Annotated in this window: 16 protein-coding genes, 1 rRNA gene and 1 riboswitch; of the genes, 15 read left to right on the forward strand and 2 right to left on the reverse strand. The window is 48.3% G+C overall.

The window, feature by feature from the left end:
• Nucleotides 1-99: ribosomal RNA gene (gene rrf, locus BW952_RS15915) — 5S ribosomal RNA — on the forward strand; the annotation flags it as partial.
• A 65-nt stretch (nt 100-164) separates the two neighbouring features.
• Here rrf and BW952_RS15920 read toward each other — a convergent pair.
• The gene (locus BW952_RS15920; RefSeq protein WP_045852099.1) at nt 165-1,499 is read right to left on the reverse strand and encodes a 5'-deoxyadenosine deaminase; all 1,335 of its coding nucleotides are present in this window, start codon (nt 1,497-1,499) and stop codon (nt 165-167) included.
• A 43-nt stretch (nt 1,500-1,542) separates the two neighbouring features.
• A riboswitch (purine riboswitch) is annotated at nt 1,543-1,641 on the reverse strand.
• Nucleotides 1,642-1,753: 112 nt separating this feature from the next.
• Between BW952_RS15920 and BW952_RS15925 the strand changes: the two genes are divergently transcribed.
• Complete coding sequence (locus tag BW952_RS15925; RefSeq protein ID WP_045852098.1) at nt 1,754-2,164, forward strand: hypothetical protein; 411 nt, start codon at nt 1,754-1,756, stop codon at nt 2,162-2,164.
• A gap of 31 nt (nt 2,165-2,195) precedes the next feature.
• Here BW952_RS15925 and BW952_RS15930 read toward each other — a convergent pair whose 3' ends face one another.
• Nucleotides 2,196-3,812 carry a PucR family transcriptional regulator gene (locus BW952_RS15930; RefSeq protein WP_045852097.1) on the reverse strand — a complete coding sequence of 539 codons (1,617 nt, stop codon included), beginning with the start codon at nt 3,810-3,812 and terminating at the stop codon, nt 2,196-2,198.
• Nucleotides 3,813-3,996: 184 nt separating this feature from the next.
• Here BW952_RS15930 and uraD point away from each other — a divergent pair, with 184 nt between their 5' ends.
• The 13 genes from uraD (at nt 3,997) to BW952_RS15995 (ending at nt 17,386) form a co-directional block, all read left to right on the forward strand.
• Nucleotides 3,997-4,533: a 2-oxo-4-hydroxy-4-carboxy-5-ureidoimidazoline decarboxylase gene (uraD, locus tag BW952_RS15935; protein WP_045852096.1), complete on the forward strand. Its 537-nt coding sequence runs from the start codon at nt 3,997-3,999 to the stop codon at nt 4,531-4,533.
• Nucleotides 4,506-4,862, forward strand: coding sequence for a hydroxyisourate hydrolase (gene uraH / locus BW952_RS15940; protein WP_045852095.1), 357 nt, complete (start codon nt 4,506-4,508; stop codon nt 4,860-4,862). Before uraD ends, uraH begins: the two co-directional genes overlap by 28 nt.
• Nucleotides 4,863-4,934: 72 nt before the next feature.
• Complete coding sequence (locus tag BW952_RS15945) at nt 4,935-5,939, forward strand: XdhC family protein (protein WP_045852094.1); 1,005 nt, start codon at nt 4,935-4,937, stop codon at nt 5,937-5,939.
• A complete protein-coding gene (locus BW952_RS15950; RefSeq protein ID WP_045852093.1) occupies nt 5,936-6,601 on the forward strand; it encodes a nucleotidyltransferase family protein in 666 nt (221 codons plus the stop codon). Before BW952_RS15945 ends, BW952_RS15950 begins: the two co-directional genes overlap by 4 nt.
• Nucleotides 6,549-7,403 (forward strand): FAD binding domain-containing protein, encoded by an 855-nt coding sequence (locus tag BW952_RS15955; RefSeq protein WP_045852092.1) that lies wholly within the window; start codon nt 6,549-6,551, stop codon nt 7,401-7,403. The genes BW952_RS15950 and BW952_RS15955 overlap by 53 nt, the downstream gene beginning before the upstream one ends.
• A gap of 18 nt (nt 7,404-7,421) precedes the next feature.
• Complete coding sequence (gene pucD / locus BW952_RS15960; protein WP_045852091.1) at nt 7,422-9,671, forward strand: xanthine dehydrogenase subunit D; 2,250 nt, start codon at nt 7,422-7,424, stop codon at nt 9,669-9,671.
• Nucleotides 9,637-10,146 (forward strand): (2Fe-2S)-binding protein, encoded by a 510-nt coding sequence (locus tag BW952_RS15965; RefSeq protein WP_045852090.1) that lies wholly within the window; start codon nt 9,637-9,639, stop codon nt 10,144-10,146. Before pucD ends, BW952_RS15965 begins: the two co-directional genes overlap by 35 nt.
• Nucleotides 10,147-10,328: 182 nt before the next feature.
• The gene (locus tag BW952_RS15970) at nt 10,329-11,120 is read left to right on the forward strand and encodes an ABC transporter ATP-binding protein (protein WP_052698527.1); all 792 of its coding nucleotides are present in this window, start codon (nt 10,329-10,331) and stop codon (nt 11,118-11,120) included.
• Nucleotides 11,121-11,981 carry an ABC transporter permease gene (locus tag BW952_RS15975; protein ID WP_076496344.1) on the forward strand — a complete coding sequence of 287 codons (861 nt, stop codon included), beginning with the start codon at nt 11,121-11,123 and terminating at the stop codon, nt 11,979-11,981. It begins immediately after the preceding gene.
• Nucleotides 11,982-12,005: 24 nt separating this feature from the next.
• Nucleotides 12,006-13,025, forward strand: a complete 1,020-nt coding sequence (locus tag BW952_RS15980; RefSeq protein ID WP_045852089.1) for an ABC transporter substrate-binding protein — start codon at nt 12,006-12,008, stop codon at nt 13,023-13,025.
• Nucleotides 13,026-13,121: 96 nt separating this feature from the next.
• On the forward strand, nt 13,122-14,366 hold the full coding sequence (locus tag BW952_RS15985; protein WP_076496345.1) for a Zn-dependent hydrolase: 1,245 nt from the start codon (nt 13,122-13,124) through the stop codon (nt 14,364-14,366).
• Between the two features lie 13 nt (nt 14,367-14,379).
• Nucleotides 14,380-15,630, forward strand: coding sequence for a pyridoxal-phosphate-dependent aminotransferase family protein (locus BW952_RS15990; RefSeq protein ID WP_045852088.1), 1,251 nt, complete (start codon nt 14,380-14,382; stop codon nt 15,628-15,630).
• A gap of 169 nt (nt 15,631-15,799) precedes the next feature.
• Nucleotides 15,800-17,386, forward strand: a complete 1,587-nt coding sequence (locus BW952_RS15995; RefSeq protein WP_231581485.1) for an ATP-binding protein — start codon at nt 15,800-15,802, stop codon at nt 17,384-17,386.
• The last annotated feature ends 6 nt before the right edge of the window (nt 17,387-17,392 follow it).

Here is a 17,392-nt window from a genome sequence, read left to right on the forward strand (position 1 = left end):
AGAGGTCACACCCGTTCCCATCCCGAACACGGCAGTTAAGCTCTTCAGCGCCGATGGTAGTTGGGGGTCTCCCCCTGTGAGAGCAGGACGCCGCCAGGCAAATTTAAAAGAACAGCGGATGCTGTTCTTTTTTTTGTGTTTAACATAATATTGAATCATTATGATCAGCTTAAAATAGCTGTCCGGCTGAGAAGGCGTCTAATGGATGCATCCGCCTCTTTTAATACGTTTTCTTTGTCCACCGTCTTCATTAGACCGTTTTCCATGACCACTTTCCCGTTCACGATAGTCGTCTCTACATCGGCACGTGTAGCAGAATAAACAATGCGGGAAATTGGATCAACGTCATAAGATGGGAATGTATGAAAATGATTTAAGTTTAAAATGGCGATGTCGGCTTTTTTGCCGTCTTCAATGCTTCCGATTTCCTGATCCATTCCCACTGCCCGGGCGCCGCCAATTGTGGCCATTCTGAAGACAGTCCTGGCATTCATGCTGGTCGGACCATGCAGCGGCTTTTGGATTAAAGCGGCCAGTCGCATCTCATTGAACATATCCAAATTGTTATTGCATGGAGCGCCGTCTGCACCGAGGCTGACGGATGAGCCGTTTTCAAGCAAATCTGGAATATCGGCAATGCCTGAGGCAAGCTTTAAATTAGAGCCCGGGCAGTGACTGACGTGGACGCCTCGTTCCTTAATAATTTGTTTTTCCTGCTCATCCAGCCAGATGCAATGAGCAAGAATCAATCGTTCGTTTGCGAGCCCGAGATGATCAAGGTAGACGACATTCCGCATCCCCGTTTCTTTTTCGACAATCGCAATTTCCCCCAGATTTTCAGAAGCATGCGTGTGAACCATTACATTATAATGTGTAGACAGCTTCTGCACTTCTCTCAATAGTTCCTCTGTGCACGAAACGACAAATCTCGGTGAAAATGCATATTGAATGCGCCCGCTGTCATACATATGCCATTTTTCCAGCAAATCAACACTTTCTTGAATGGATTGTGCGGTTTTTTCCTGCAGCCCGACCGGTACTTCGTTTCCTTTGTCCATCATCACCTTACCGGACAGGGCGCGAATTCCACTTTCTGCAATCGCGCGAAAGGCGAAATCCGTGTGGCTGACCGTCTCCATGTCGACAATTGTCGTTGTACCGCTTTGCAGCAATTCCCCGATGCCGAGCAGCGCAGAATAATAAATGGATTCTTCGTCATGGGACGCTTCAAGCGGCCAGATCCGCTTTTTCAGCCAGTCCATTAATTCGAGGTCGTCTCCCTTGCCTCGAAACAGTGTTTGGCACAGGTGGATGTGTGTCTGGACAAAGCCCGGAATAATCGTTTTTCCTGTTGCATCAATGACGCGATCGGCCAGGGCTTCGTTAAGAGACGGTCCAACAGATACAATTCGGTCATCATGAATAAGAAGGTCCCCTTTGATGATTTCTTCCTTTTTGTTCATCGTGACGATTTGGGCATTTTTAATAAGCAATTTCATTTCCATTCCTCCTGTCAATTGAAAAAAGCCACGAAAAAATTAGCGCGAGCGCCAATTTTTTCGTAGCCTGGAATTTACGGTTCCGGTAGAAACCCTTAACCCGTATCGTTAAGGATATACGAAAAGTATAGGTTTATCATATGGGGATTTGGAGTAGGAATCAACTTATCTGTTAGGAAACCTGCCATGATTTCAGCCAAATAAACACATTCATGATTAAATGGAGCCAACGACGATCAAAAGGAGGCTGCAATATGAATGTACAGTTTTTAAATGAACAGCATAAGAGCCGTTTTGAACTGGCGCGGTCTTCGATGCCTGCGATGCAGCGCGCGGATCGGTCAAAGCTTGCGTTTATTTTCTTGATAACGGGAGACAGAAGCCTTCGGAAAAAAGTAAGTCCGTATATTCACTTGAAGGACGGCCGGTTTTTATGGCCGGATACGATCGTGGACCGGGCTTTCTCGGATCACCGTGACGCGCTGCTCACATTGGCTATGCAATTTTTAAGCAATGTAAAAGCGACAGCGCCGATTCATTTGATGGATGACCTCAGTGACGATCAGCTTAAGCTGGCGTTAAATGCGATTATTGTCCGCCGAACGGGAATTGCAGAGGAGCAGCTTTACGATAAAACAGACGAACGATACTTTTATTATATGTAAAAAAGCCCGGAGGTTTAGTCTCCGGGTTTTTTCACGTATTCATTAAATGCTTGATGCGCAGTGCAAGACGAATTTGAAGAGAAAATTCCGGGTCTTTTAATGAGGTGCCAAGAAGCTCTTCGCATTTTTCCAGACGGTAAACGACGGTATTCCGGTGAACAAAAAGACGCTTGGCTGTTTCGGAAATATGGCAGTGGCTTTCCATATACACAAATAACGTATCGAGAAGTGATTTTTCTTCTTCTAAGTTGCTGAGCTTGAGCTGTTGCACGGTATGCTTGTAAAACTGTGTTAAGTCCTTGACAGGAAGAAGCCGCAGCAGCTCGCTGACATCTTTCGTGCGATGGAAGTGAACGGATGAAGGGCCACTGGAGAGCCGGTTTGTTTTCCAGGCATCTCTTGCTTCTTTGTAGCCTTGCCGGACAAACAGGAGAGACGAGCAAAGGTGGCTGATACCAAACGACATCGTTGCACCGTGCTCCCTGCTTAACCGACTTTGCAATGTTTGTAAAAAAGAAGCGGTGAACGAATGTGTATCCTTTATATGCTCGGGTACTTTCAAGAGAAGAATAAGCGTTTCCCCTTTTGTGAATAAGTGACAGGGCACCTCCATTGTGTGCAGCTCTTTTTCAAAAAAGTAATAAATGGCATCCAGTTCTTTTTGGTTCGTGTAATACGACCATTCTTCTTCAGGTGCATCGATGCGTCCGGCAGCACAAATGTACTTTTGTTTAAGCGGCAGGTCGAATTCCTTCGCCCGGCTGACAGCTTCTTCTTCACTGGAGAACGCATCATCTAAAAAATTAGAGAAAAATTCATTTCGAATCCGGCGGGTGAATTGTTTTACAGCGTCTTCTTTAAGCAGCTCAAAGGATATGACGTTCACAGCTTGCTCGATCGTCAAAAGCTTCACATGCTCAGTCGGATAAATGGGTCCTTCCAAAAGAAGAAGAGCGGCTTTTTTCTCGTGCGTATAAACCGGGAACAGTGTGTAATCTTCTTTTTGGGCCATCGTACTAAAAGCGGTGAAAGCAGAGCCGGGTGATAAAAAGGAGCCATGCTCTGATGACCATTTTTTAAAGGGGGACAGCACGTCAGCGAGCGCCCGGTCTCCGGCGATTGGAGAAAAATACGCTGTGCATAAAAAGGCCCGGTGGCCGGTCAAGTCCGTTAAGTTGGCAAGCAGTGCGTTTAAGCCCTTTCCACTCATAATGTGGCTTGAAAATAATTTGTGTGTATCAATGGCACCCCGTAATTCGCTTGTTCGTTTATCGAGTATGACACTCAGCATTTGGTTGACTGTTTCACCTAATGACCAGTTTTCGGGAATTTCGACGATGGGAAAGTGAAGGCTATTGGCGAGCTGCAGAGAATCGGCAGGGATCTCCCCGAAAAAACGCTTTGTTTTAATGAATAAGGCGGCGCAGCTTTTCCTGGCCATTTGTTCAATCAGTTGAATGAGTGCTGTGGGGTCATCTTTTACGTGATAGCCAGTTGTCACTAGCAGGTCGTTTGGTTTTAAATACGGAAGAATATCGGGTGCATCCATCATTGTCACGTTCGTGATATCGTTGGCTAAGCCTTTTTCGCCAGCAATCAGCTTCATCTGGTGAAAAGGCTCCTGTGCGAGCAGTGTTTTTAATTTCACAAAAATCCCTCCGGAAAATTATCTTATGTTATATTATATAACATAATATGAGTCGTTTTTGTGAAAAAAGCAGAAAATAATTCATTTATTAGTGATTTTGACTAATGACAGAGTATGTCAACCCCTGTAAAATATCATTATGTTATATATTATAACGTAAAAAAGGAATAAAAGAGGTGTGGGAATGCTGACGATACAATCTGTTAATGAAATGAAAAAAGTTGCGTTCATTCAGCACTTTGGCGGAGTGTTCGAGCATTCGCTCTGGGTGGCAGAGCAAGCTGTGCATAACCGGCCGTTTTCTTCGAGAGCATCGTTGCATGAGCAAATGGTGCTGATCGTGCGGGAGTCATCAAATTCTGATCAGCTGGCACTGCTGCGCAACCACCCGAACCTTGGCGCCAAAATTAAAATGACCGATGCATCAGTGAAGGAACAAACTGGCGCTGGCTTGACATCGCTGACGAAAACAGAATTCAACGCGTTTTCTTCATTGAACGAAGCGTATATCAAAAAGTTCGATTTTCCTTTTATTATGGCCGTGCGAGGCAAAACGAAGGAAGAAATTTATGGTCAGCTGAAAGCGCGTTTGGAAAATGACCGGGCAACAGAATTTGAAAGGGCGTTGAATGAAGTGTTTGCCATTGCTTATTTGCGCCTTTCCGATCTTGTCCGAGAAACGGAGGCGGATGAATGCCTTCAGTCACAACGCATATTTTAGATTTAGTTCATGGACGTCCGGCGGCGGAGGTTTCTGTCTGTGTTTATTTTATCCAGTCGGAAACAAAAAAGGAAAAGCTCAATGAATTGAAAACAAACCAGGACGGACGGGTTGATGAACCGCTCGTCCGTGGAGCGGACTTTAAACAAGGAGAATACGAGCTTTTATACAATGTGGGCGAATATTTTGGACAGAAGGGAGTTCAGGCTGGAGAGCCGCCTTTTTTAACAAAAGTATCGGTTCGTGTAGCTCTGTCAGCAGCTGAGGCGCACTACCACATTCCGCTGCTCATTTCGCCATGGGGGTATCAAGTATACAGAGGAAGCTGATCTGGGAGGGCAATGATTTCGTTAAATCAATGCCCTTTTTTCGCACAATCAATTCGAATGGAGGGATCGTCAATGGAGGATATTCATGATGTGCTGGATGCCATCGATTCGACTTCCTCGGGAGGCGTGCTGGCAACGGTTGTGCAAGTCACCGGCTCTGCTTACAAAAAAGAAGGGGCGTCTATGCTGTTTCAGCCAGATGGAACGCAAATTGGTCTGCTGAGTGCGGGCTGTCTGGAGGAGGATTTAGCTGAACGGTTAAAAGGGAGCGAGGCTCGTTATGAAGAGGTAGTGTACGATATGCGTGGCGAGGATGAATTGTCGTGGGGGGAAGGATCTGGATGCAATGGAGTCATCTCTGTTTGGACGGAAAAGCTGGATGATGCTTATATACAGCATTTGCTGAAGCTGAAGGGCGTGCTGCAAACAGGGCAATCGGTTGTGATGATGAAAAAAAGAGGAGAGGCGCCGGGTTATTTGTTTATCCCCGAGGAAGGTGAACCGTTTGGCTCCTGGGCAGGCGGTGTTCCAGACGATTGTAAGGTCATCGAGCGGGGAATGTTTTACAGCCGGGCCCTTGGTGGGGAAGTGTATGTTCAGCGGATTCGTCCGAAGCGCCGTTTGATCGTATTTGGAGCAGGACCGGATGCCCGTCCGCTCGTTTCCTTTGCTGCGGGCGCTGGTTTTTCTGTCACGGTATGCGACTGGCGTCCGGCTCTTTGCCATAACACCTGCTTCCCGGCTGCCGAAAGACGGATCATCGGGTTCCCGAACGAACTGCTCACACAAATAGAGGTGAAGCCGGATGATTGTGTTGTGATTATGACGCATAATTTCAAGCGTGATCAAGAATTGCTTCAAGTTCTTAAAGGAAAAGAGATGCGGTACCTCGGCGTACTCGGTTCTAAAAAAAGAACCGCTCGTCTCCTCGGTTCCGATTCCATTCCAGCACACATTACGTCACCAGCCGGACTGGCCATTCAAGCGGAAGGCGCCGAAGAAATTGCAGTCAGCATCGTGGCCCAGCTGATTCAAGTGAGTCATGCTGTCAAGCTGAAGGAAGCGGTTTGTTTATGAGTGAGTATATTGTTGGCATCATACTTGCGGCCGGACAAAGCCGGCGGATGGGCAGGAACAAGCTGGCCCTCCCGTTCGGCGATACAACGATCGGGGGTGCGTCACTTGCAGCAATGCTTTCGTCAAGCGTTGATCATGTGATTGTCGTCAAGAACCCGGCAGATCAAGAGGAATGGCTTCAGCCGGCTGCTGAATGTGACGCGAAATGGTCATGTGTAGTCTGTGAACAGGCACACCTTGGACAGTCGTTCTCTTTAAAGGCCGGATTGAAGGCGGCGGAGGGAAAAGGGGCCACAGCGGCTGTGATTCTGTTGGCAGACACACCCTTTATTCAAACTGAATTCATTCAATGTCTGCTTCATACGTATAAAGAATCAAAAGCTGGGTTTGTGGCATCTTGTGTTGGAGGTTCACCTCAGCCGCCGGTTTTGTTCGCGGAAAAGATGTTCGGAAAACTGAAAAAGCTCGGTGGAGACCGCGGAGCAGGAGCACTGATCAGAGACCCTTCTTTTGCAAAAGAAGGTGTTTTCCTTTCTATTAAAGATGAAACAATGCTGTTGGATATTGATACAAAGAAGCAGTATGAGAAAGCGGTAAGGAGGCGTGAAAATGGATGTGTCGATGCCGGTACAGACGGTAGTGTGGCGGCCTGGAACGCTTGAAGAGGCCAGGTCGTTAAAACGAGAATATAACGAAGAAGCCCGTTTTATTGCGGGTGGCACATTGATGCAAATGCAGCGAGAGCAGGGCATACCCTTTCCGCCGTACTTGATCAGTCTGGAGAAAATGCGGGAGCTATCGGACATTGAAGAAACAGTGGACGGTGCTGTCAGGATCGGTGCGTTAACGGACCTTGAAACGTGCAGAACTCATCCGCTTCTAAAGAAGAGGTGCCCTGCCCTGCAGGAAGCTATCGGAACCATTTCATCGCCGGCGGTAAGGAACAGAGGAACCATAGGCGGAAATATTTTGTATGGAGTCGGCGATGTGATTCCGATACTTCTGGCGATGAATGCCCGTCTTTCCTGGTTTTCTGAAGATGGCATCCGTTCAGAGTCGCTGTCAGATTATGTAACGGACTCGGTTATGCCCCTCAGCGGTGCTATATTGACGGATGTAACGATTCCTTCACAATCGGAGGCTCATTGCTTTTTTCGGAAAATCGGACGAAGAGAAACGTTTATTGCGTCTGTGGTGACTGTGGCCATGCAGGCAATGGTGAGTGATCAAGGCTTCATACAGTCAATCCGTCTCGTTGCGGGAGGCGGTGTGAATACGCCAAGGCGTCTGGTGAAATGCGAAGAATGGCTGTCAGGAAAGCGGCTGTCAGATGTACAGCTGACTGAGCTTTCGGTCATGATCAAGGAAGAGTCCGCTTTGATCGGTGATGCTTTTGCATCGGCGGAATACCGAAGAACAGTAGCGGCTCATCTTCTAGTCGCGGAGCTGCAGTCGTTGCAATAAAAGAAAGGAGACGGACCGATGAAGAGAAACAGACGGCCGGATGGCAAAGAAAAAGTAACAGGCGCATTAAAGTACTTAACGGATCTATCATTTCCTAACATGCTGTATGGCAAAATTGCCAGAAGCCCGTTTCCTCACGCGCGCATCCTCTCCATTTCCACGGAAAAGGCCCGGCAGCTTCCGGGTGTGCAGGCGATTGTCACGCATGAAGATATTCCAGGGTTAAACGGATTCGGCATTGTCACGCCGGATCAGCCCGTTTTATGCAAGGACATCGTCCGGTATGTCGGAGATGCGGTTGCAGCCGTAGCAGCCGATTCGATCGACATTGCGAAGCGTGCCATTGAGCTGATTGATGTTCAGTACGAGCCCCTCCCAGTCCTCGACAGCACGGAAAAAGCGCTGGATCCATCGGCTCCCTTTCTTCATCCGGACGGCAATGTTCTGCACCGGGCCGGCTTTCAAAAAGGTGATATCGAAGAAGCATTTTCGAAATGCAGGGCGGTTATTGAAGAAACCTATCACGTTCCTCGCCAGCTTCATGCTTACATGGAAACGGAGGGAGGAGTGATTGTACCTGAAAAGAACGGGACATTAACCGTTTATGTCGGCACGCAGCATGGCTTTAAAGACCGCTTTCAGCTTGCCCGGATATTAGGAATGCCTGAGTCCGACATCCGGATCGTATCGAGTCCAATGGGCGGATCATTTGGCGGGAAGGATGAATTGAACATACAGCCGTATGGCGCACTGCTAGCCCTGGCAACAGGGCGGCCGGTGAAAATTCACCAGACGAGACAAGAATCGATGCGCTCAAGCATTAAGCGTCATCCGATGGCGATTACCATGAAAACAGGCGTAGATGAAGCGGGGAAGCTGATCGCACACCAAACGGTGATTGTGGCGGACACAGGTGCGTATTCAACGCTAGGCCCGGCGATTTTAGATTTTGCGGTGGAGCATGCAGCAGGACCGTATATCATTCCTGCAGTCCATACACAGGGAATATCTGTTTTCACGAATAACGGCGTCTCCGGCGAGTTCCGGGGCTTTGGCGGAAATCAAATTACGTTTGCGCTTGAAGGGCAGATCGACCGGTTAGCCGCCGCAATCGGGATGGATGGTCTGGAAATAAGGCGGCTGAATCTTCGCCGTGAGCAGGATGCCGGCCCGCTCGGCCAGCGCATTGCGGAGACGAATGGAGCACTTGACGTTTTTGAATCGGCAGCGGCGTTATACAGAGAGAAAAAAAGTGCCAGTCTTCAGGAGCGTCCGTGGAAAAAGATTGGAACGGGCATGGCTGTTACGATGCACGGCGGCGGTCTCGGCTTTGGCCGGATGGACCCTGCTGGCGGAAGGCTCACACTCAAGGGGAATGGGAAAATTGAAATTTCATTTGGGTTTGAAGAAGCGGGCCAGGGGATTTTGGCTGTCATTGAAACGATTACAACGGAACAGCTTGGCTGTGCAAAGGAAGATCTATCAATTGTCATTGGCGACACGGCAGTGGTGCCGTCCTCCGGCTCAACGACCGCCTCGCGTGGAACGAGCATGGTGTGGCATTCGCTTCAGCGGTTAAAGAAACCATTTATCGCTCAATTGCTAAAGCGGGCTTCGCTCTTAACAGGAAAAGAGCGCCTATCTTTAGGTGAAGGCGGCATTTGGTCTGATGGAGAATTTCTTTTAAGCTATAAGGATCTTGCATGCGGGCAGGCGGAGATCGTAGCAGAAACGGAGTTTGATTTTCCTGTGTCACCTGATCCGATCGATTCGGCTCATTTTCTTTATACGTACAGCGGTGTTGTTGTGCAAGTGGAGGCAGACTTGCTGACAGGAAAAATCAAAGTTACAGACCTGCACCAGACGGTTTCTGCGGGACCGATGGTGAACGAAATGGGGTTTGTCGGGCAAATTGAAGGGGGTGGTGTCATGGCGCTTGGCTACACGCTCCTTGAAGACGTTGTCATGAAAGACAGCCAGTATGTGACGGAAAACCTGGATACGTATTTGATTCCGGGAATCATGGACGTACCGTTTCAATTGAGTGTCGAGCCGATCGAAGCATTGCCTGAGCAGGATCATTTTGGCCCCCGTGGTGTGGGGGAAATCGGCACGGTCGCCGTAGCCCCTGCCATCGCAAGCGCTATTTACGATGCGTTAGGGCTGCAGGTCAATCAGCTTCCGGTCCACCCGGAAACGGTTTTGAAGTCAATAGAAGAAAGGGGCGTTTTTCATGGAGGTCAATCATCAAACAGCGGGGCGAGCTGAGGTTCTCTCCGTTTCATTTCACTTGAATGGAGAGCTGGTTCAAGTGAATACGTCTCCTGTTGCAAGAGTAGTGGACGTACTCCGGGATGAGCTGGACCAGACGGGAACGAAACTATCATGCGGGATTGGCCGCTGTGGCGCTTGCTCGATCTTAGTCAATGGCAAGCTGACGGTGTCCTGCCTTCTTTTGGCGTACCAGCTGGATGGCGCTTCGGTGACGACGATTGAAGGGCTTTCGGGTCAAGGAGAAATGGACCCTGTTCAAGAGGCGTTTCTTGAAGAAGGGGGATTTCAATGCGGCTACTGCACACCCGGCATGGTGATGGCCGTAAAGAGCCTGCTTGATTCAAATCATGAACCGGATCAACATGCGATACAAGGAGCTCTCGCGGGGAATCTGTGCCGCTGCACCGGATACGGGGGAATCATCCGCTCTGTACAATGTGCAGCGGCAAAACGAAATGCTGTTAGATAATATGACAAACTCAGCCTTGATTCTAAACGAATCAAGCTTTTTTTCTTTTATTTCTCTAAGAAGAGAAGTCAATTTTAGTTAAAATGCACATTGAGGTTCAACCTTCGCACACTTATGATGTTAGTAGATATAACATACTAAAAACATCACTCTTGAAAACACTATTGGAAGGAGCGAACGATGTGATTATAAAAAAAAATCATGCAGTTTATTTTCGGAATGTTAGCAAAATTTACAACACAGGGACAGTCGCTCTTAATCATTTTGACTTTCCGGTTGAAGAAGGAGAATTTATCAGCTTTCTTGGCCCTTCAGGCTGCGGGAAATCAACAGCGCTTCGAATGGTGGCGGGTCTTGGCACTCCGACATCCGGAGAAGTAACGGTGTATGGGGAGCCGCCGGAGGAGCTGATTAAGAACACAAATGACATTGCCTTCGTTTTTCAGGATGCGAACCTGCTCCCGTGGCGCAGTGTACTGGATAATGTTCTGCTTCCGCTGGAACTGCGGGGCGGCAACAAAAAGGAGAATAAACAAGCGGCGATTAGTGTTCTGGAAATGGTCGGCTTGAAGGATCACTTAACATCCTACCCGAGACAGCTGTCCGGGGGAATGAAAATGCGCGTATCCATCGCCCGGGCTCTTGCTGCCCGGCCGAAGCTGCTGCTGATGGATGAACCATTTGCAGCGCTGGATGAAATTACACGCCAGACCCTTCAGATGGAATTGCTCGACATATGGAAAAAAGAAAAAATGACGGTTTTGTTTGTCACCCATAATGTGTATGAAGCGGTTTTCTTGTCATCGAAAATTGCGGTGATGTCCGCACGTCCAGGGAGGCTGTCTTCTGTTATTGATGTCAATCTTCCGTACCCGCGGGAGCTTGGCATGAGAACACACCCGGCCTTTTCAGACTATGTGGATCGGGCATCAGCGAGTCTTGAGAATGATGAAAAGCGGAAGGAGACGGTGTAAATGGCGATGTCAGAAGTGGAAATGACCAAAAAGCAGCAAGCGCTTGTGGCCGCTGGAAAAAAACAAAAACCGTTTGCTTCGACTTTTAAAGAACTGTATTTAGGACCCATTATCGCGTTTATCTTATTTCTTTCTTTATGGCAGATGATTCCATCTGTACTCGGGCTGCCGCACTACATTTTGCCGAAGCCGACCGATGTGTGGGAAGCAACGGTATCCGATTGGAGCCTTCTGCAAGAAGCCATCCGCATCACCATTTTTGAATCGGTCATTGGCTTTTTCCTTAGCGCAGTAATCGGCATCGGCGTTTCAGTTCTGCTGGCCAGCTCGAAAATATTAGAGCGCAGCATTTACCCGTATGCGATTATTCTGCAGACCATACCGGTTGTAGCGGTTGCGCCAATTGTTGTTATCTGGTTTGGAGCCGGCTTTAATTCCATTGTCGTCATTTCTTTTTTAATCGGCTTTTTTCCGGTTATTTCAAATACACTGATGGGCTTAAACTCGGTCGATAAAAGCATGGATGAGCTTTTCACACTGTATAACGCATCTAAATGGCAGCGCATGTGGAAGCTGCGCATTCCAGCAGCGATGCCTTACATGATGGCGGGACTGAAAATTTCCTGTACATTATCGATTGTCGGTGCGATTGTCGGTGAATATGTAGCCGGTATTGGCGGCGGGAACGGCGGTCTGGGCTATGCGATTACCGTAGCAGCGATTCAAGTGAAAACCTCCTTTTTATTTTCGTGCGGCATTGCGGCGGCGATACTCGGCATCAGCTTTTACCTGCTTGTCAGCTTGTTTTCAAAAATGATGCTTGGCAGCTGGCATGAATCCGCGATGAAATCAGATAAGTAAGAGATACATAGAGGGGGAATTGAAATGGAGATCTTGAAATGGAAACGAAATGGATTGCTGGCATCTGCAATGGCGGCAAGCTTGCTGCTGGCAGCGTGCAGCGGAGAAAGCGCAACAGAAACCGAGAGTGAAGCCGCGGATTCGCCAGGCGGAACAGAAGAGGTCAAGCTTGTGTTAAATTGGTTTCCTAAATCGCAGCACGGCGGCGTATACAGCGCAATAGAAGAAGGAATCTTTGAAGAAAACGGCTTAAGTGTAGAAGCAGAACCGGGTGGTCCTCAAGTATCGCCAGTGCAGATTGTTGCAGCAGGCGATGCCCAGTTTGGTCTTGCACATGCGGACCAGATTTTGATTGCCCGCAACCAGGGGATTGAGCTTGTGGCACTTGCCGCAACGATGCAGGGAAGCCCTCAGGCGTTTATGTTTCACGAGGGAGAAGAGATACAGGATTTTGACGATTTAAATGGCCGGGAAGTGTTTGTTCAGCCAGGCATTACCTACTGGGATTTCTTGAAAAATCAATATGACCTGAGCGGTGTGACAGAACTCGGCTATAACGGTCAGCATGTGAATTTCATCGACAACAAAACATCTGTCACACAATCCTTCGTCACGTCAGAGCCTTATTTCATGGAGCTCGAGGACGTGCCGGTTGAAACGATGCTTGTGTCAGAATCCGGCTACGATCCGTACAATGTCGTTCTGTTCGCCACAAAAGACTATGTGGAAAGCAACGGGGAAACGGTCCAGAAGTTTGTTTCGTCTTATGTGGACGGCTGGGCGTCTTATGAAGAAAATGGACCGGCCATTAATGAAGTAATTGTAGGAGAAAATCCGAATATTGCACTTGAAGCGCTAAACTTTGAAACCGAAACGCAGCATGACTACATTTACGGGATGGATGCAGCGGAAAACGGCATCGGTTATATGACGGAAGAACGCTGGACTACATTAAAGGACCAGCTGCTTGAGATCGGCTTGCTTGAAGAAGACTTTGCTGTAACGGACATGTTTACAACTGAATTTTTGCCGGACGCTAATTAACGGCTATCACATACTAGAAAGGCTATCTCAAGCGTTTGAGACAGCCTTTTCTTTTCTAAAAAAAGACAGGCAGCACGTCAGTCAGGAGGGGAAAAGGTGAGTATTCCTGTACAAGAAGCAAATTATGACTTTAAAACAGCAGACGAAATGCTGGAATGGCTGGCGCTATTCGGAGGTACAGCTGCTGGCGGCGTGACGAGGCTTTTATATACTGATGCATGGAGTGAAGCGCAGCACGCCTTGAAACACGTGATGCAGCAAAAAGGGCTGGATGTCCGTTTTGATGCAGTCGGAAACTTATTCGGCCGGCGCACGGGGGTGGAAGAACCGGAATCGATTATTTTAACCGGTTCTCATATTGATACGGTTCAAGAAGGAGGGAAATTCGATGGTGCATATGGCATTGTCGCCAGCTTCATAGCGGTTCAGCGATTATATGATCAATATGGGGCACCGAAGCGCACCATTGACGTGGTTTCTTTGGCGGAAGAAGAGGGAAGCCGTTTTCCGCTGACATTCTGGGGATCGGGCTTTATGACAGGGCGGTACAGTTTGGATCAGGCAGCGTCTATTTACGATCAGGACGGCGTGTCACTCAAAGATGCAATGGAAAAAGCCGGATTTGGCGCTAAGCCGATGCCGGTGGGGCAGAACAAACCGAAAGCGTTCGTTGAAGTGCACGTGGAACAGGGCATTGTGCTGGAGCGGAAAAAGAAATCAATTGGCATCGTCAGCCATATTGTTGGACAAAGGCGTTACACAGTATGCTTTAAAGGAGAAAGCAATCATGCCGGTACGACCCCAATGTCGATGCGGAAAGATGCGGTGCGGCTGATGGCAGAATGGGTATTGTTTGTATCTGTGGAAGCAGAGCGGATGGATGAGGCACTCGTCGCGACAGTGGGAAAAGTATGTGCCTCACCGAATATGCCGAATGTTATTGCCGGTGAAGTGGAATGCAGCCTGGATGTGAGACATTACCATGAAGGCATGTTAAACCGATTCGAGGAAAAAATAAACGAATTTAAAGAGCGGGCTGCAAGCTCTGGCATGGGGATGACCATTCAGCGGTGGATGAAGATCCAGCCGGTAGCAATGGATGAAGGCATGATGGAAATGGCCGCCCGGCAAGCTGAACGGCTCGATTTTTCCTTTGAAACAGTCGTAAGTGGAGCAGGTCACGATGCGCAGGTGTTCGGTGAATACTGCCCGACCATGCTGCTGTTCGTACCGAGCCGAAACGGCATCAGCCACTCACCTGATGAGTGGACGGAGCCTGAGGAGCTTGAAAAAGGGATTCAATTGCTCATGTGCAAGCTTTACGCGCTTGCGTACGTTTAAGGAGGACAACTGAATGAACTACAAGGACTTAAATACACCGATCCGAACGATTATGACGCCTGGACCCGTTGAAGTAGATCCGCGTGTGCTCCGTGCTATGGCAACACCGGTTGTCGGCCAGTTTGATCCGGCCTTTACTCAGATCATGAACGAAGTAATGGACATGCTTCGTATTCTGTTTAAAACAAAAAACAAGTGGTGCTTTCCAGTGGACGGCACCTCGCGTTCTGGTATCGAAGCGATGCTGGCCAGCGTCATCCGTCCGGGGGACCGGGTGCTAGTGCCGGTATACGGACGATTCGGCCACTTGCTGATGGAGATTTGTGAGAGGTACGGAGCTGAGGTGGAAACGATTTACACAGAATGGGGAACGGTTTTTGACCCGGCTGAGATCGTGCAGAAAATGAGTGAAATGAAACCGGATATTGTCGCCCTCGTCCATGCGGAAACCTCAACCGGTTGCATGCAGCCACTGGAGGAAATTGGCCGTGCCTGCCGCAGTCAGGATGTGCTGTTTATCGTGGACGCAGTCGCATCGGTAGGCGGAGCGGATGTGCGTGTGGATGAATGGTGCATTGATGGATTAATTGCCGGGACGCAGAAGTGCTTGTCTGTTCCATCCGGAATGGCACCGTTAACATATAATGACCGGATCGAGGAGAGAATTGACAGCCGGAAAAAGGTGGAGCGCGGCATTGCCACAGAAGCAGAGCTTCAAAGCCAAAATCCGCTTTTTATCCGGAGCAACTATTTTGATCTCGGCATGCTCCAGGAGTACTGGGGACCGCGCCGGCTGAACCATCATACAGAGGCAACATCGATGCTGTATGCATTGCGGGAGGGCTTAAGGCTTGTGCTGGAAGAAGGGCTTGAAAATCGGTTTGCCCGCCACGTATTCCACGAAAAAGCGCTTGTCAGTGGGATTAAAGCAATGGGCCTGGATTTGTTTGGTGATCCGGACCGGAAGCTGCCAACCGTTACATGTATTCACGTTCCGGGCGGAATCGATGCGGATTCGGTTCGCGGTATGCTGCTGAGAGAATTCGGCATTGAAATTGCCAGCTCATTCGGTCCTCTTCACGGGAAAATCTGGCGCATTGGCACGATGGGATTTAGCTGCCGGCGGGAAAATATACTAGCTGTTCTCGGCGCGTTTGAAGCGGTGCTGATCCGCCACGGCGTTCATGTTAATCGAGGCGAAGCGCTTCAGGCAGCCTTGGATTACTATACTCAGCCGGTTTTGAAAGATCCGGTTGAAGCATAAAGCAGCAAGCTTTGTTCAGGTGGCCGTAAGCCCCGGGACAAAGCTTTTTTTATGAAGTGAAAATTAATTTTTATGAATAAAATGAACGTAATATTGACATTATCCCATCCGTGGCGAATTAATGGAAGAAAGATTAAAGGCGGTTAAAGCTAGAAAGAGGGGGAATGGAGTGCCAGCTTTTTTAAAACAGCCCAAGCTTCTCACTCAAATGATCGGCCTTATTTCCATCGTCATTTGCTTGATGGTCATTTTTGTAAGCGCTATCTTCCTGACGATGATTGATGACTTAACGGAGGAGTCTCTCGGAAGCCAGGCGATGACAGTGGCCAAAATGGCTGCTCAGAAGGAAGCGATCATCGATGCTTTTAGGGAGCAAGACCCGTCGATTCGCATACAGCCGATCGCAGAAGAAATAAGAAAGTCAACGGGCGCCGGATATGTTGTCATTGGGAACAAGGAAAATGTCCGGTTTTCACACCAAATCGAAGAAAACATCGGGAAAACGATGGGAACCAGCAGTCGTGCCTCCCTTGAAGAAGGCAAATCTGTTATTTACAAGGGCACAGGGATCTCAGGCGACGCTATTAAAGCAAAAACACCTATTTATAACGAAGAGGGGAGCATTATTGGGGTGGCTTCTGTTGGGTTTTTAACGACAGAGGCAGAAAGACGGATGGATGAATATCAAATGAAGCTGTTTATTTTCGCTCTGTTTATTAACCTGTTGGGCATTTCTGGGTCAGTAATGATTGCAAAGCGTGTGAAGAAACTCATCTTTAATCTTGAGCCGGAAGAGATTTCCTTTTTGTTTAAGGAAAAAGAAGCAACACTTGAATCGATTCGAGACGCGACAGTTGCTTTGAACACCGATTACCAGGTGACATCGATCAATAAAAGGGCGCGAAAACTGCTGCAGGATCAGGTTGCAGCAGATGGAAAAGTGACCAACAGCCGGCTTGTTGACATTGCATCGTCTATCATTCATCGAAGAGAAAGCCTTGTCCATCAGCGAATGGTATTTGGCCACCAGCTTTATGTGGCGGATGGCTCTCCGATCTGGCAAAACGGTCAAACAAAAGGGGTGGTGCTGACCATCCGCCCTGTCTCCGAAATTGAAAAAATCGAGGAAGAAATTTCAGCAGTGAAAAGCATTACCGATAACATCCGAGCGCAAAACCACGAGTATTTAAACAAGCTGAATACCATTTATGGCTTGATGGTGCTTGAGGAATATGACGAAGCACGGGCGTTTATTTCCGATGAAGTAAAGGAACGTCAGGATGTCGTTGTGTTCTTAACCTCATCGGTGAAGGATCCGTACATCGCGGCGTGTCTGCTTGGCAAAGTCCATCGGTCCAAGGAAATGAAGGTGCGGCTTCAAATAGATGAAGAAAGCAACATCTCGTCTGTGCCAGCTTCGTTAAATACAAAGCTGTTTGTCACTGTCCTTGGCAATATTATTGATAATGCGATGGAAGCGGCGAGCCAGTTGAGGGGTGAGGATGCATCCGTATATGTTTCATTCACAGACATCGGGAACGAAGTTGTTTTTGATATTGAGGATAACGGCCCGGGAATTTGCTTGGAATGGCAGGAGCAGATTTTTATAGAAGGTTTTACAACAAAGGATGGAGAAAATCATGGCATTGGGCTGGCGATTGTGAAAAACACGCTTGAGAAGTTAAATGGGCAGCTGTACATTTCAAATAAAGAAACCGGCGGTGCGCAATTTACGATCGTCATTCCAAAGGGATAAACGAAA

Source organism: Domibacillus enclensis (assembly GCF_900156125.1).
Taxonomy (GTDB): domain Bacteria; phylum Bacillota; class Bacilli; order Bacillales; family Domibacillaceae; genus Domibacillus; species Domibacillus enclensis.